Raw genomic sequence first — 14,879 nt, 5'->3', positions numbered from 1 at the left:
CACAACGGGGCAGCCATAGTTTTACTCCAGATAAAACACCTCTTTAAGCTCCGCGCTTACCGGACTGTTGTCCGGATTGGCAGGCATCACATCGCGCATATGCTGCCACCAGCGCTGGCACACCTCGGTGCCGGCGACGGCGTCCCAGCGCGCTTCGGATTCAATCTCCACCGTGGCGAACAGCAGATGGCGCTCTTTATCGAGATAAATCGCGTAGTGGTGCGCGCCGTGGGCTTTCAGCACCGCTTCCAGCTCCGGCCAGATGGGGTTATGACGGCGCTGATACTCTTCATGCGCGTCCGGGTTTACCTGCATCACGAAAGCTTTACGGATCATAATGCCTCCAGATAGAGTTCGCGGACTTCATCGCGGCTGGCGGTGCGCGGATTGCACGGCGCGCACGGGTCGGCCAGCGCTTTATCCAGCCAGCCTTCAATATCGGCTTTGCTGACGCCAAGCTGGCTGAAGCCTTGCGGAATGCCGACGCGTTTGCTCAGCGCGCGGATGGCGTTGATGGCCTCCATGCTGGCCGCTTCATCGCCCATACCGCGGGTATCGACGCCCATCGCCTGCGCCACGCGCGCGAAGCGGGCAACCGCGTTCGGCCGGTTAAAGTTTTCGATGATCGGCAGCAGGATGGCGTTGCACACGCCGTGCGGCAGGTTGTGGGTAGCGCCCGGCTGATGGGCCAGCGCGTGCACCAGGCCGAGGCCGGCGCTGTTAAACGCCATGCCCGCCAGATACTGGCCAAACGCCATCTGCTCGCGGGCTTCAAGGTGGTGTCCATCGTCGACGGCTTGCGGCAGCCACAGGTTGATCAGGCGAATCGCTTCCAGGGCGTTGGCATCGGTCAGCGGATGCGCGCCCACGGAAACAAAGGCTTCAATGGCGTGAGTCAGCGCGTCCATGCCGGTGGCGGCGGTAATGGATGGCGGGATATCCAGCATCACGCTGGCGTCATCGACGGCGATATCGGGAATGATATTGGGGTCGATAATCACCTCTTTTACCTGGCGCTCGGCGTCGATAATAACCGCGTTGCTGGTCATCTCCGCCGCGGTACCGGCGGTCGTGTTGATGGCCACCAGCGGCACGCCGGCGTTTTTCACTTTGCCGACGCCGGAGTAGGCGGTCGATGGCCCCGGGTTGGCGGTGAGGATTTTTATCGCTTTGGCGGTATCAATCGGGCTGCCGCCGCCGAAGGCGATAAGGTAATCACACCCGGCCTCGCGATACGCCGCGTAGCCTTTTTGCACCAGCGCTTCCGTTGGGTTAGGGAACACCTCGTCAAACAGATGGTAAGACATCTGCTGTTCATCCAGGGCGGTAAACAGGCTGTCGAGCAGCCCCAGCTTCACCAGCTGACCGTCGGTGACGATCAGCGCTTTGCCCCAGCGTTTACCCGCCACCAGCTTGACCATATCGCCGATTGCGCCCGCGCCGTGGAGGCTGATTTTGGGCAGTGCCAACATAAAACTCATGATAATTCTCCTTAATGTTGATTTTGGGTAATCCGTTTCCCTTCACCCGCCCCCGGGTCGCGGCTGGCGCCTTACCCGGGCTACACGTACCGGTCAGATTAGGGTGAAGGGGAAATTAAATTCGTCTTCGCTGCATCATCCGCCGGGTAATAATCGGCAGCGAGATCACCACGATCAGCATCGCGCCGATGATGATCGACATCACGATCCCCGGCACGTTGAGTAGGCTCAGGCCAAACGTCACCAGCCCCATCAGGAAGGCGGCGATAATCACCCCCACCATGCTGCCGGAGCCGCCGAGAATATTGACGCCGCCGAGCACCGCCATCGTGACGACCGCCAGCTCCCAGCCCATCGCCAGCGTCGGGCGGGTGCTGCCGAGCCTCGAGGTCAGCAGGACCGCCGCCAGCCCGGCCATCAGCCCGACCAGCGCGAACAGCACCAGATTGTGGCGCTTGACGTTGATTCCGGAGAACCAGGCTCCGGTCGGGTTATTGCCGATGGCGTAGGTCCGGCGACCAAAGTTGGTTTTATGCAGCAGGAAGGTAAAGGCGGCGGCGAGGAGGATAAACAGCGCGAACTCAAAAGAGAGCGCCCCCCACACGTAGCCCTGGCCGAACCAGGCGAAGCTGTCCGGGTAGTGATTGAGCGCCTTGTCGCCCAGCAGAATGTAGGTTATTCCGCGATACAGGCTCATGGTGCCGATGGTGATCACAATCGACGACAGGTTAAAGCGCGTCACCAGGATACCGTTGAACAGGCCGCACAGCAGCCCAACGCCCAGCCCGACGGCCACCAGCAGCGGCGTATCCATACCCGCCGCCGCGCAGAAGCCCATCGCCGTTGAGCTCAGCGCCATCGTCGAGGCTACCGAAAGGTCGATCTCTCTGGCGATAATCAGCATCGCCATCGGCAGCACGATGATCGCTTTTTCGGTAAAGTTAAACGTGGCGTCCGACAGGTTCCAGATATTAAGGAACCAGGGTGACGCCAGGGCGTTAACCACGAATACCGCCAGGGTTACCGCCAGCAGAAACCCTTCCCAGCACAGCAAGCGGCGCAGCGGCGACGGCGCGGCCGGGGCGCTTTTCATCTCTTCAGACATCATTATTTTGCTCATGATTTCACCGCCTGTTTCTGCCGCGCCAGCGCCGCGTTGCGCAGAATTAATCGTCCGCTACCTTTATTACCGCGTTCGTTAAGCAGCACCGCAATGACGATCACCGCGCCGGAAATGGCCATTTGCCAGAACGGCGAAATGCCGATCACCGGCAGGGCGTTATTGATAACGCCGAGGAACAGCGCGCCGCACAGGCAGCCGAGCACGCGACCGGTTCCGCCCATGGTGCTGATGCCGCCGATGACGCAGGCGGCGACCACCTGCAGTTCAAAACCGTTGGCGACATCGACATAGGCGACGGCGAAGCGCGAGATCCACAGATAGCCGCAGAACCCGGCCAGCGCGCCGGAGAGGCAGAAGCTGACAAACTGCATTTTCCCGGCGTTAATCCCGGTGTAGTACGCCGCCGTCGCGTTGCCGCCCGCGGTGTACAAGGCCCGGCCGGTGCGGCTGTAGCGGAGGAAATAGCCCACCAGCAGCAGCGCGGCGATGGCGCACCAGCTCAGCAGCGGCAGCCCCAGCAGCGAGGCGCGCGGCAGGCCGAGAAAATCGGCGCTCATCTGGTGCGAGTTAACCCAGCCGCCGTCGGAAAGCAGGAAGATAATCCCGCGATAAATACTCATGGTGCCCAGCGTGACCACGATGGCCGGAATGCCGAGCCGCCAGACCAGCAGGCCGTTAATCATCCCCATCAGCAGGCCAAGCAGGGTCGCCAGCGCCAGCAGCGCCGCCACCGGGATACCCGGATAGTGGGCGTTGAGCAGCGCGACGATCATCCCGGTCAGCGCCAGATTGGCGGCCATCGACAGATCGATGCCTTTGGTGAGCAGTACCATCATCTGGCCGAGGGCGAGGACGATCAGAATGGCGGTGTCGTTAAACATCTCCACCAGATTGCCCGGCGAGACGAACGACGGCGCCCGGCTGCCGATAGCGCCGATCAGCAAAACGATCACCGCCGCCAGCAGCGCTTCGCGGTGTTTAAGCAGTTGTTTACCCATTACGCTGCCTCCCGACCGGCGCCGCTGGCGGCGCTGACGATGGTTTCCGCCGTCGCTTCACCGGCGCGATACTCGGCCACCATCAGCCCTTCGTGCATCACGATAATCCGGTCGGCCATGCCCATCACTTCCGGCAGCTCCGAAGAGACCATAATGACCGCCAGCCCCTGGCTGACCAGCTCGGACATAAACTGGTGCACCGCCGCTTTGGAGCCGATATCGATGCCTTTAGTCGGTTCGTCGAGGATAATCACCTTGGGATGGGTCGCCAGCCATTTGCCGATCACCACTTTTTGCTGATTGCCGCCGGAAAGGGTTTCCACCGCCTGCCGCCAGCTAAAGGCCTTAACCTGCAGGCGCGAGGCGTACTCGTCCGCCAGCCGCCATTCGCGGGCGTCGTTAAGCACGCCGCCGGGGTTCAGTTTGCTGAGCTGCGGCAGGCTGATGTTCTGGGCGATCGGCAGGGCGATAATTGCTCCCTGCTTCTGCCGCTCTTCCGGCACGCAGACGATACCGGCGCCGATCGCGTCGGCCGGCTGGCGAAAGCGCATCGGTTTTCCCTTCAGCACGATATCGCCGGAAGAGGGATGCGAGACTCCGGAGAGCGCCTGCATCAGCTCGGTGCGCCCGGCGCCCACCAGCCCGTAAAAGCCAAGGATCTCCCCTTTGCGCAGGCTGAAGCTGATATGGGCGAACTCGGTGGGGTGGCAGAGGTCTTTCACCTCCAGTACCGTTTCCCCTGGGATACAATCGACTTTCGGGTAGGTTTGGGTAATCGCGCGGCCCACCATCATCGCCACCATCCGCTCTTCGGTGATGTCGTTAATCGCACCGGAGCTGACGTACACGCCGTCGCGCAGAATGGTGTAGTAGTCCGCCAGCTCGAAAATCTCATCGAACTTATGCGAAATAAACAGGATCGCTTTGCCGTCCTGCTTCAGGCGCTCAACGATCTGATAGAACTCCAGAATTTCATGCTGCGAGAGCGCGGCGGTCGGCTCATCGAGGATTACCACCTGAGCTTCAAAGGAGAGCGCCCGGGCGATGGCGACCATATGGCGCTGGGCGATACTGAGGGTTTTCAGCGTCGCGCGCGGGTCAATCTGTACCTCGAGGCGGGTGAGAATTTCGCTGGCTTTGCGGTGCATGGCGGGCCAGTCGAGCTTCTTCAGCAGGCCGCGATGCAGATACTGGCCGACGAAGATATTTTCGGTGACCGAGAGTTCGTCGAACAGCACGGTTTCCTGATGAATCGCGGTGATCCCGACTTTATGCGCCGACTCCGGGTTCGGCAGTTGGATAGGGATCGCTTTATAGAGAATCTCGCCCTCTTCGGGCTGATAAATGCCGGTCATCACTTTGACCAGCGTCGATTTCCCCGCGCCGTTTTCGCCGATTAAAGCGGTCACTTTGCCGGGCCAGAGATCGAGCTGTACGTTTTCAAGGGCGCGCACACCGGGAAAAATCTTGGTGATGCCCTTCAGCGACAGCAGTGGGGTGGATGCTGACATGATAGTTCTCCGTAAAATCACCCCTCACCCTAACCCTCTCCCCAAAGGGGCGAGGGAACCGTTCAGTGCTCGCTGGCAGCAGTGCGCAGAGGGCCTGACTTTCTCCCTCTCTTTTGGAAGAGGGCCGGAGTGAGGAAACAGGGTTAGAAAATTTTCGAGAACTTATCGATGTTGCTCGCATCGTAGACGAACGGTTCGGCCATCGCGCCGCTACCGTCGGCGTCCAGCTTCACTTTGCCCAGCTTGCCCATATTGGCTTCGGTTTTGGTCGCCGTGCCTTTGACTAAATCGTCGGCCAGATACGTGGCGGCGTAGCCGAGGTCAATCGGGTTCCAGATGGCGAAGCTTTTGCTGGCGCCGGACTTAATCGCCCCGGCCATTTCCGACGGCAGCCCCAGCCCGGTGACGTAGACCTTGCCGATTTTGCCCTGATCTTTCACCGCCTGCGCGGCGGCCACGATCCCCACCGACGAAGGCGAAACAATCACTTTCAGGTCAGGGTATGACTTCAGCAGGCCCACCGCTTCGCGGTAGCTTTTATCCGACAGATCGTCCCCGTAGGCGACGGTCACCAGATTGACGGACGGGTACTGCGGCAGCACCTTTTTCATCTCCTCAATCCAGATGTTCTGGTTGGTGGAGGTTGGGGTGGCGCTTAAAATCGCCACATCGCCTTTTTCTACGTTCAGCGCCTTCAGCGCATCGGCGGCGAGCTTAACGTTGGTTTCGCCAATCAGCGCGTTATTGGACGGGTTAAGATGGATCTGGCGGCCCGCCGGCGCGACGCCGGAGTCCCAGGAGACCACCTTAATGCCGCGCTGCATCGCTTTTTTCAGTACCGGCACCACGGCGTCGGGATCGTTAGCGGAAATGGCGATCGCATCCACCCCCTGGGCGATCAAACCATTCAGCACTTCGATCTGCGCTTCGGCGGTGGTGGTGGTCGGGCCGGTATAGATCACTTTGACATCGCCTAACTCTTTGGCCGCTTCCTGCGCGCCGACGTTCGCTGCTTCGAAGAATCCATTTCCCAATGATTTCGCCACGAGGGCGATTTTGACTTCGGCTAAAGCGGAACCGGACAACGCCAGGATGGCAACGGTGAGGATCAAGCTTGTGTTTGTTTTCATTGCTTTTACTCCACATGAGTTAGTTTGTAGGGTTTGCAGGTGATTTTTTCGCCCCGTCTCGGTGAGCGGGGCGCGATGTTGTTATGGATAAAGGTCTAACGCGGACTGCAGGGGTTGAACGTTGAAGCGTTTGCCAAGGGCGACCAGCTCTTCGCGGGTGATGGTTTGTTTCATCCCGCCCATTGAGTAAACTTTCACCAGCACCTCGGCGGATTTCTCAGCGGTATCGATCAGGCCGAAGGTTTCGTCCAGATTGGGGCCGCTGCCGAAAACGCCGTGGAACGGCCACAGCACCAGCGAATGTTTCTGCATCGCCTCGGCGGTGGCCTGGCCGATTTCGTCGGTGCCCGGCACCATCCACGGCAGGATGCCGACGCCGTCCGGGAAGACCACCAGGCATTCGGTACTCCCTTCCCACAGCTTGCGGGTAAACAGATCGCTGTTGTTCTCCAGCACGTAGGTCAGGGCGATCAGATTGGTGGCGTGGCAGTGCATGATCACCCGGTCTTTACCGTTGGTCAGCCGGATGCGCTCGCTGTGCGACAGGAAGTGCGCCGGCAGCTCGGATGTTGGCACCGCATCGTTGGTCAGGCCCCAAAGAATATGGTATCCCGCGCCGTCGCTGTCGACTTTCACCACCCCGAGGTTCGCCGCCGGGTCGAGCTGGACGTTACGGAAGAATTTACCGGAACCGGTGACGATAAACGGCTGGTTAGCCAGCGTCGGCATCGGCTGGCTCAGGGCGATATAGCGCGGTTTAGCGTGGAAATCCGCCGCGTAGGGTTCGATATCCGCTTCGTCCAGGCGCAGCGTCAGGTTGCCGCCGTTGCGCTCGTCCCAGCCTTTCAGCCAGGCGTCGGAAGTGGCTTTAATCATGCCCTGGACGAACCAGGCGTCGATAATGGTCTGCATAGTCTTGTCTTTCCTGTTGATTCGGCGCGGGGGTGGCCCCTCACCCTAAATATGTGCGAGCCCCGGATTGCGCCGTAAACGGCTTATCCGGGCTACCGGTTCGTAGCCCGGCCGCGACCCGGGGAACGTCCGGGCATTACCCGCGCTGGCTCAGAACCGCATTTTCATAAGCGCGTACGTTATCCAGCCACTGGCTGCCTGCCGGCGTATCGTGACGCTGACAGTACATCTCCCAGATGGCCTGCCACGGCAGGCACTTCTGCTCTTCCAGCAGCGCCAGACGGGCGGTGTAGTCGCCGTCGACTTCCAGCTGACGCAGCTGGGCGGTCGGTTCCAGCAGGGCGCGCAGCAGCGCTTTCTTCATATTGCGCGTGCCAATCACCCACGCCGCGATGCGGTTAATCGAAGCGTCGAAGAAATCGAGGCCGATATGCACGCGGTCGAACAGATCGTGACGGATGATTTCGCTGGCGATGGCCTGGGTTTCGTCATCCAGCAGCACCACGTGGTCGCTGTCCCAGCGTACCGGACGGCTGACGTGCAGCAGCAGGCGCGGGATATAGAGCATGGCGGCGGAGATTTTGTCGGAGATGACCTCCGTCGGGTGGAAGTGGCCGGCATCCAGGCACAGGGCGGTCTGGCGGCTGGTGGCGTAGCCCATATAGAACTCATTGGAGCCGACGGTGTAGCTTTCCGCGCCGATACCGAACAGTTTGCTCTCGACGGCATCAATGTGGTGCGCCGGGTCCAGCTTCTCGCTGATCACTTCATCGAGCGCGTTCAGCAGGCGCTGGCGCGGCGCGAAGCGGTCAACGGTAATATCCTTCATGCCGTCCGGGATCCAGATATTCATTACCGACGGCGTGCCCAGCTGCTCGCCGAAGTAAGCGGAAATACGGCGGCTGGCCTTGCAGTGATCGATCCAGAACTGGCGGATTTCATCGTTGGCGTGCGACAGCGTAAAGCCGTCGGCGCTTAGCGGATGCGAGAAGCAGGAGGGGTTAAAATCGAGCCCCAGCTTGTTGGCTTTCGCCCACTCAACCCAGTTTTTAAAGTGCTCCGGCTTAATTTCATTGCGCGGCACCGGCGCGTCGGATTCGAGATAGAGCGCGTGCAGGTTCAGACGTTTTGGCCCGGGGATCAGGCTCAGCGCCTGCTCAAGGTCGGCGCGCAGCTCGCTGGCGTTACGCGCTTTACCCGGGTAGTTGCCGGTGGCCTGAATACCGCCGGTCAGGCTTCCTTCCGGGTTTTCGAAACCGACGACGTCATCGCCCTGCCAGCAGTGCATGGAAACGGGCAGGCGATCCAGCTGGCGCAAGGCCTCCTCGACGTCCACGCCGACGCTGGCGTAGCGCTGTTTGGCAATTTCCCAGGCTTGTTCAAGTTGAGTGGTCATGCGCAAAGCTCCTTGGTCTGTTGTGGCTGAAACTGCGCGACGAAGCGGGCAATTTCACTTTCAGGATTGGGGGTAAAGGTGGTGAGGGCGTAGTTTTGCCGCACCACCTGACGGAATTCATCGACGTTGTGCAGCTCGTCCAGGGTCATCAGCTGAATGCCGATATTGCCCAGGGTGGAGGCCTCAATCGGGCCGGCGGTCACGGTGATGCCGCAGGCGTCGGCGCACAGCTGGTTGAGCAGTTCGTTCTGGCAGCCGCCGCCGACAATATGCAGCTGGCTGAACGGCTGACCGCGCAGCGCCGCCAGCTCGTTGAGCACCCGGGCGTAGAGCAGCGCCAGGCTGTCAAAAATACAGCGCGCCAGCTCGGCGTCGGTATCGGGAACCGGCTGCCCGGCTTCGCGGCAGGCGGCCTGGATTTCCGCGCTCATGTTGTCCGGGTTGATAAAGCGGTCATCGTTGCAGTCAATGACGAAGCGGCAGGCCGGAAGCGCAGCGGTACGCGCGATCAGCGCCGGCAGGTCGCCGACGTTTTGCTCCTTGAGCACCCGCTGCAGCAGCCACAGGCCCATAATATTTTTCAGCACCCGATAGCGGCCTTCGGCACCGCCTTCGTTGGTGATATTGGCCCTTAGCGCCGCATCGCTGGTGCAGGGGGTTTTGCTTTCAAAGCCCATCAGCGACCAAGTGCCGGAAGAGAGATACGCGGCGTTTTTGCTGGCCAGCGGCGAGGCGATAACCGCGCTGGCGGTATCGTGGCTGGCGACGGCGACCACCGGGATGTTATTGCCCTGCGGGCAAATCCAGTGGCCAATAACGTTGCCGGGATGGGTCGGCGTACCGAACCAGTCGCGCGGCGCGCCGCTCCAGTTCAGCAGATCTTCGTCCCAGCTATCGCTGTTGATATTGACCAGCTGCGTGGTGGTGGCGTTGGTGTATTCCCAGTTCATGTTGCCGGTCAGGCGGAAGCTAAAGTAGTCCGGGATCAGCAGCGCGTGCGCGGCCTGGCTGACCAGCTCCGGCTGCTGTTCAACCAGCGCGCGCAGCTGATAAAGGGTATTAAACGGCAGAAACTGAATACCGCTGCGGCGATAGATCTCCGCCCGGCCCAGCTGCTCTTCGGCATGGCGCATCAGGCCCTGGGTGCGGGAGTCGCGATAGGAAACCGGCAGGCCGACGCGCTGACCCGCTTTATCCAGCAGGACATAATCCACGCCCCAGGTATCGATGCCGATGCTGTCGATCAGGATGCCCTGTTCGCAGACCTTCTCCAGACCGCGGCGAATTTCCCCTTCCAGGCTATCGAGATCCCAGCAGTCGAAGCCATCCACCTTTTGCAGGCTATTGGTAAAACGGTGAATTTCACGCAGCGCCAGCGTTTGCTGACCGGGCTGATAACCGGCGAGCATCACCCGCCCGCTGGAGGCGCCTAAATCGACGGCGACACAATGACGAAAACTCATGGGAAGATCCTTGTGAAAATCATTGCATGCAGTCTAAAAAAGTCGCGTCGGGCTCACCTTCTTGTTACTGACAGGGAAAATTGGCCGCTGGCAAGAAAGCAAAGGTGACCGTGAGGGAGGTCACAGTTTCGTTTTCTCCGCGCTGGGGTGAGGGATGTGATGTTGTCCGCAGTTCCCGATCTTTCCCGTCATTTCTTGAAAAAGCGGCAGGCTTTACGAATTTTGCGGTCAAAAATTGAAGGCCGGATCGCCGACCCTTAATTACTATTTGCTCCACTGATTGATAACTTTTCTCATCTCGAGGAGCGGCTATGACTATGTTGCACAGTGTGGATTTCTTTAAGTCCGGCGTTTCAGCTGTCGCCATTGAGCCGCGGCTCCCGCAATCCGCTTTTCCTGAGCATCACCATGATTTTCATGAGATTGTTATTGTGGAGCACGGCACCGGGATTCACGTTTTCAACGGCCAGCCCTACACCATCAGCGGCGGCTCGGTCTGCTTTATCCGCGATCACGATCGCCATCTCTACGAGCACACGGATAATTTATGCCTGACTAATGTGCTCTATCGCGCGCCGGACGCGTTTCGCTTTTTGTCCGGCCTGAACGAGCTGTTGCCGCAGGAGCAGGAGGGGAACTACCTCTCGCACTGGCGGGTGAATCAGAATGCGTTGCAGCAGGTGCGCCAGATTGTGGAGCAGATGGAGAACGTTGGCGCGGATGCGGATATGCACGCCATCGCCAGCCGCGAGATTTTATTTATGCAGCTGCTGGTGCACCTGCGTAAAAGCAGCCTCGCCGAAGGGGCCGCCAACAACGACGCGCGGCTCAACCATTTGATGGCCTGGCTGGAAGACCATTTTGCCGAGGATATCTGCTGGGAAGAGGTGGCGGCGCGCTTTTCGCTCTCCTTGCGAACCCTGCACCGTCAGTTAAAACAGCAAACCGGGCTGACGCCACAGCGCTATCTGAATCGGGTGCGGTTGATGAAAGCGCGCCATCTGCTGCGCCATAGCGATGATAGCGTGACCGATATCGCCTATCGCTGCGGATTCGGCGACAGTAACCACTTTTCGACGCTTTTCCGCCGCGAGTTTGACTGGTCTCCGCGCGATATTCGCCAGGGGCGCGACGCCATTCTTCAGTAACGGGAGAGCAGTCAACGTTTTGACAGACATAAACGCGAATAATGAAACGTTATTCACGTCCGGAGTTGATGTCGTGGCAGGTCAGCTGATTCTTCGCAAAGATGAATTTTTTGCCTCTCCCGCTCAGGCGGTGGCGGTGGCGGATCGCTATCCGCAAAACGTCTTCGCCGAGCACACCCATGAGTTCTGTGAACTGGTGCTGGTGTGGCGGGGTAACGGCCTGCACGTCCTGAACGATCGCCCGTGGCGCATTACCCGCGGCGATCTGTTCTATATCCGCGCGGAAGATAAACACTCCTACGCCTCGGTGAACGATCTCGTCCTGCAAAACGTCATTTATTGCCCGGACCGGCTGCGGCTTAACTTTGACTGGGCGGCGCACATTCCCGGCCTGTTCGGCACCCCGTGGGTTCCGCACTGGCGGATTGGCAGCAGCGGCATGGCTCAGGTCAGGCAGGTGATTACCCAGCTGGAGCATGAAAGCAGCCGCAGCGATGCGCAGGCCAATAATATGGCCGAACTGCTGTTTGCGCAGCTGGCGCTTATTCTTCAGCGCTATCGCTACGCCACCGATAATTTGGCGGCGACCCAAAGCGAAGCGCTGCTCGATAAGCTGCTCACCGAGCTGGCGGGCAGCCTCAATCGTCCTTTCTTTCTTGACCGTTTTTGCGAGCGCGAAGGGTGCAGCGAACGCGCGCTGCGCCAGCAGTTTCGTCAGCAGACGGGGATGACCATCAACCACTACCTGCGCCAGCTGCGCATCTGTCACGCGCAGTATCTGCTGCAGCATACCGAACGGCTGATTGGCGAAGTGGCGATGCAGTGCGGGTTTGAAGACAGCAACTACTTTTCGGTGGTGTTTAACCGCGAGATAGGCATGACGCCGGGGCAGTGGCGGCAGCGCAGTCGCACCGCCGCCTGACGACGCTAGTTCGCCATTCCCAGACCAACGATATTGGCGGCGATAATAATCACCACGCAGCCGAGGCTGAGGACGCCCACCGGACGACGACCGGCGTTGTTCCACTCTTTCAGTATCAGACCCACGAGGCCGCCGCACAGCACGTAGAAGCTCATATGCAGCATCCAGCTCATGTAGTCGTACTGCGCCGGAATGCTGGCGTGGCCCCAGGCGTAGAAAAAGAACTGCAGATACCACATCAGGCCGCCTAACGCCGAAAGCAGGATATTGCTGATGATGAGCGGTTTTGCCAGCGAGAAGTCGGCTTTTATCGACAGGTTTTTTACTTTTGCCAGACGGATAAAGCAGAAGCCGAGGTTGACCAGCGCGCCGCCGCCCATGATCACCACATAGCTTGGCAGCGCGGTGTAGAGCGGATCAACGCCGAGCGCGGCGGCGGCTTCATGCATCGGCTTGGCGGCATTCATGGCGAACGACATACCGGCCGAGAAGATGCCGCACATCACCGCCAGCAGCAGCCCCTTTTTCAGGTTGAAGTCTTCGGCTTTGATGCCCATTTTGCGCTCTTTCAGCTGGCCTGCGCGGGTGACGATACCCACGCCAATCACCGCGACCAGCACGCCGAGCAGCGTCATCTGGCCGCCTTTAGTGTTAATGAGAACATCAAACTGACCGTTAAGAATCGGCGTCATTAACGTGCCGACAATCAGCGTGATACCAATGGCGATGCCGATCCCCATCGACATCCCCAGGTAACGCATCGTCAGGCCGTAGTTGATATTACCGATACCCCACATGGCGCCGAACAGGAAAACGGGCAGCAGAGTGGAGGCGTTAAAAGAACCGTAATAGGCCCAGAAATCGGGCAGCAGCATGGCGCTGATGGCCCAGGGGAGGATCAGCCAGGAGACAATACCGCCGATAGACCACATGGTTTCCCAGGACCAATGTTTAACTTTCTTGAACGGGGCATAGAAACAGGCTGCACTGGCCGCACCTATCAAATGCCAAAAAATACCCATCGTAATCGCGTGATTCATTGATTTTATCCTCATCTATTTTTTATCGGATAAATCTTCTTCCGACCCGATGAGTGTAAAAATCGGTCAGTTTTTCCGCCTTTAAGCTGTTGCCACCCGAAGCCTGAACCTGGCAACCAAAAACTTAATTAGTTGTTCTGTATCACAAAACGACATCTATTACCTGTTGTTATAACCTTATTAAAAATACGGCATTGATAAGCGTTTTCAATATCATTTAATTAACTATAATGAACCAACTGCTTACGCGGCATTAACACTTTCCGCCGCTCGACAATAATGGAGATGATTATGAGTTATACACTGCCTGCCCTGCCGTACGCTTATGACGCCCTGGAACCGCATTTTGACAAGCAGACGATGGAAATCCATCACACTAAACACCACCAGACCTACGTAAATAACGCTAACGCAGCGCTGGAAAGCCTGCCTGAATTCGCGAGCCTGTCCGCAGAAGAGCTGATTACCAAACTGGATCAGCTGCCGGCAGACAAAAAAACCGTGCTGCGTAACAACGCAGGCGGCCACGCTAACCACAGCCTGTTCTGGAAAGGCCTGAAAACCGGTACCACCCTGCAGGGCGACCTGAAAGCGGCTATCGAGCGTGATTTCGGTTCCGTTGACAACTTCAAAGCGGAATTTGAAAAAGCGGCGGCGACCCGTTTCGGCTCCGGCTGGGCGTGGCTGGTGCTGAAAGGCGACAAGCTGGCGGTGGTTTCTACCGCTAACCAGGACTCCCCGCTGATGGGCGAAGCGATCTCCGGCGCTTCCGGCTTCCCGATTATCGGCCTGGACGTGTGGGAACACGCTTACTACCTGAAATTCCAGAACCGCCGCCCGGACTACATCAAAGCGTTCTGGGACGTGGTGAACTGGGACGAAGCCGCAGCGCGTTTTGCCGCCAAAAAATAAGGTTGCATTGTGCTGAGCGAGAAGCGAGTCTGATGACTCGCTTTTTTTATATCCGCAGCAAAGGAGCAGCGATGCACTATCCGGTGAATGTCTTTGTGGGCAAGGTAAGGGATTATGACGGCAGCCGTCCAAGCGCCATCGGTAAAATTCAGGTCGATGGTGAACTGACCCTCGGCGATTTGGGGCTGGAGGGCGATGAGCAGGCGGAGAAGAAAATTCACGGCGGGCCGGACCGCGCGCTGTGCCACTATCCCCGTGAACACTACGCCCACTGGGCCCGTGAGCTTCCGCAGCAGGCGGATCTTTTCTGCGCCCCGGCGTTTGGCGAAAATCTCTCGACCGAAGGGCTGACCGAAAAAAACGTCTACATTGGCGATATCTTCCGCTGGGGAGAAGCGCTGATTCAGGTCACGCAGCCGCGATCGCCGTGCTTCAAGCTCAACTATCACTTTGCCGTCAGCTATATGGCGCAGCTTATGCAAAACAGCGGCAAAACCGGCTGGCTGTATCGGGTGGTGGCGGGCGGGCAGGTGTCCAGCGATGTGCCGCTGGCGCTGGTTTCCCGGCTCAGCGACGTGAGCGTTCACGAAGCGGGCGCCATCGCCTGGCAGATGCCGTTTGATGATGAGCAGTACCACCGTCTGCTCTCCGCGGCGGGGCTGTCGGTAAGCTGGAGCCGTACCATGCAGAAACGGCGCCTGAGCGGGAAGATCGAAAATAATTCGCGGAGATTGTGGGGAAAATAGCGCTTCCGTGTGCGTTCCCGGATGGCGGCGCGTTGCGCCTTATCCGGGCTTGTATTATTAAAAAATCCAGAGAGAACCGGCCAGTTCCCTCTGGTGG

The 14,879-nt window shown here is 59.0% G+C and carries 14 protein-coding genes; 4 read left to right on the top strand and 10 right to left on the bottom strand.

Annotation, left to right across the window (positions count from 1 at the left end; genetic code table 11):
* Positions 1-21: 21 nt before the first annotated feature.
* The 9 genes from rhaM to rhaB all read right to left on the bottom strand — a co-directional run bounded on the left by rhaM (position 22) and on the right by rhaB (position 10,014).
* Positions 22-336 carry an L-rhamnose mutarotase gene (gene rhaM / locus SIK97_RS11150; protein ID WP_014227413.1) on the bottom strand — a complete coding sequence of 105 codons (315 nt, stop codon included), beginning with the start codon at positions 334-336 and terminating at the stop codon, positions 22-24.
* On the bottom strand, positions 333-1,481 hold the full coding sequence (fucO, locus tag SIK97_RS11145) for a lactaldehyde reductase (protein WP_057173940.1): 1,149 nt from the start codon (positions 1,479-1,481) through the stop codon (positions 333-335). Before fucO ends, rhaM begins: the two co-directional genes overlap by 4 nt.
* A gap of 115 nt (positions 1,482-1,596) precedes the next feature.
* A complete protein-coding gene (locus SIK97_RS11140) occupies positions 1,597-2,601 on the bottom strand; it encodes an ABC transporter permease (RefSeq protein WP_014227415.1) in 1,005 nt (334 codons plus the stop codon).
* Positions 2,598-3,602 carry an ABC transporter permease gene (locus SIK97_RS11135; RefSeq protein ID WP_025106559.1) on the bottom strand — a complete coding sequence of 335 codons (1,005 nt, stop codon included), beginning with the start codon at positions 3,600-3,602 and terminating at the stop codon, positions 2,598-2,600. Before SIK97_RS11135 ends, SIK97_RS11140 begins: the two co-directional genes overlap by 4 nt.
* Positions 3,602-5,113, bottom strand: coding sequence for a sugar ABC transporter ATP-binding protein (locus tag SIK97_RS11130; RefSeq protein ID WP_057173939.1), 1,512 nt, complete (start codon positions 5,111-5,113; stop codon positions 3,602-3,604). Before SIK97_RS11130 ends, SIK97_RS11135 begins: the two co-directional genes overlap by 1 nt.
* A 143-nt stretch (positions 5,114-5,256) precedes the next feature.
* Complete coding sequence (gene rhaS / locus SIK97_RS11125) at positions 5,257-6,243, bottom strand: rhamnose ABC transporter substrate-binding protein (protein WP_004127197.1); 987 nt, start codon at positions 6,241-6,243, stop codon at positions 5,257-5,259.
* A gap of 81 nt (positions 6,244-6,324) precedes the next feature.
* Positions 6,325-7,155: a rhamnulose-1-phosphate aldolase gene (rhaD, locus tag SIK97_RS11120; RefSeq protein ID WP_032719438.1), complete on the bottom strand. Its 831-nt coding sequence runs from the start codon at positions 7,153-7,155 to the stop codon at positions 6,325-6,327.
* Positions 7,156-7,291: 136 nt separating this feature from the next.
* On the bottom strand, positions 7,292-8,551 hold the full coding sequence (rhaA, locus tag SIK97_RS11115) for an L-rhamnose isomerase (protein ID WP_025106561.1): 1,260 nt from the start codon (positions 8,549-8,551) through the stop codon (positions 7,292-7,294).
* Entirely contained in the window at positions 8,548-10,014 is a 1,467-nt protein-coding gene (rhaB, locus tag SIK97_RS11110) for a rhamnulokinase (protein ID WP_032751727.1), read from the bottom strand. The genes rhaA and rhaB overlap by 4 nt, the downstream gene beginning before the upstream one ends.
* A gap of 311 nt (positions 10,015-10,325) precedes the next feature.
* Between rhaB and rhaS (SIK97_RS11105) the strand changes: the two genes are divergently transcribed.
* On the top strand, positions 10,326-11,162 hold the full coding sequence (gene rhaS, locus SIK97_RS11105; protein ID WP_004107487.1) for an HTH-type transcriptional activator RhaS: 837 nt from the start codon (positions 10,326-10,328) through the stop codon (positions 11,160-11,162).
* Positions 11,163-11,235: 73 nt separating this feature from the next.
* On the top strand, positions 11,236-12,084 hold the full coding sequence (gene rhaR / locus SIK97_RS11100; protein WP_004127212.1) for an HTH-type transcriptional activator RhaR: 849 nt from the start codon (positions 11,236-11,238) through the stop codon (positions 12,082-12,084).
* Between the two features lie 5 nt (positions 12,085-12,089).
* On the opposite strand, the gene rhaT is transcribed toward rhaR, so the two are convergent.
* Complete coding sequence (gene rhaT, locus SIK97_RS11095; RefSeq protein ID WP_004107493.1) at positions 12,090-13,124, bottom strand: L-rhamnose/proton symporter RhaT; 1,035 nt, start codon at positions 13,122-13,124, stop codon at positions 12,090-12,092.
* A 291-nt stretch (positions 13,125-13,415) separates the two neighbouring features.
* Here rhaT and sodA point away from each other — a divergent pair, with 291 nt between their 5' ends.
* Together sodA and yiiM are read left to right on the top strand one after the other, a co-directional pair.
* The gene (gene sodA / locus SIK97_RS11090; RefSeq protein ID WP_004127220.1) at positions 13,416-14,036 is read left to right on the top strand and encodes a superoxide dismutase [Mn]; all 621 of its coding nucleotides are present in this window, start codon (positions 13,416-13,418) and stop codon (positions 14,034-14,036) included.
* A gap of 71 nt (positions 14,037-14,107) precedes the next feature.
* On the top strand, positions 14,108-14,782 hold the full coding sequence (gene yiiM / locus SIK97_RS11085) for a 6-hydroxyaminopurine reductase (protein ID WP_032751724.1): 675 nt from the start codon (positions 14,108-14,110) through the stop codon (positions 14,780-14,782).
* The last annotated feature ends 97 nt before the right edge of the window (positions 14,783-14,879 follow it).

The sequence above is a fragment of the Klebsiella sp. JN_Kp126 genome, assembly GCF_033843325.1.
Taxonomy (GTDB): domain Bacteria; phylum Pseudomonadota; class Gammaproteobacteria; order Enterobacterales; family Enterobacteriaceae; genus Klebsiella; species Klebsiella michiganensis.
This window is presented reverse-complemented; position numbering and strand designations above follow the sequence as displayed.

Coding starts and splice junctions, on each gene's coding strand:
- rhaD (WP_032719438.1), bottom strand. CDS start 7,155: ATGCAGACCATTATCGACGCCTGGTTCGTCCAGGGCATGATTAAAGCC.
- yiiM (WP_032751724.1), top strand. CDS start 14,108: ATGCACTATCCGGTGAATGTCTTTGTGGGCAAGGTAAGGGATTATGAC.
- rhaB (WP_032751727.1), bottom strand. CDS start 10,014: ATGAGTTTTCGTCATTGTGTCGCCGTCGATTTAGGCGCCTCCAGCGGG.
- rhaT (WP_004107493.1), bottom strand. CDS start 13,124: ATGAATCACGCGATTACGATGGGTATTTTTTGGCATTTGATAGGTGCG.
- rhaM (WP_014227413.1), bottom strand. CDS start 336: ATGATCCGTAAAGCTTTCGTGATGCAGGTAAACCCGGACGCGCATGAA.
- sodA (WP_004127220.1), top strand. CDS start 13,416: ATGAGTTATACACTGCCTGCCCTGCCGTACGCTTATGACGCCCTGGAA.
- fucO (WP_057173940.1), bottom strand. CDS start 1,481: ATGAGTTTTATGTTGGCACTGCCCAAAATCAGCCTCCACGGCGCGGGC.
- SIK97_RS11135 (WP_025106559.1), bottom strand. CDS start 3,602: ATGGGTAAACAACTGCTTAAACACCGCGAAGCGCTGCTGGCGGCGGTG.
- SIK97_RS11130 (WP_057173939.1), bottom strand. CDS start 5,113: ATGTCAGCATCCACCCCACTGCTGTCGCTGAAGGGCATCACCAAGATT.
- rhaS (WP_004127197.1), bottom strand. CDS start 6,243: ATGAAAACAAACACAAGCTTGATCCTCACCGTTGCCATCCTGGCGTTG.
- SIK97_RS11140 (WP_014227415.1), bottom strand. CDS start 2,601: ATGAGCAAAATAATGATGTCTGAAGAGATGAAAAGCGCCCCGGCCGCG.
- rhaS (WP_004107487.1), top strand. CDS start 10,326: ATGACTATGTTGCACAGTGTGGATTTCTTTAAGTCCGGCGTTTCAGCT.
- rhaA (WP_025106561.1), bottom strand. CDS start 8,551: ATGACCACTCAACTTGAACAAGCCTGGGAAATTGCCAAACAGCGCTAC.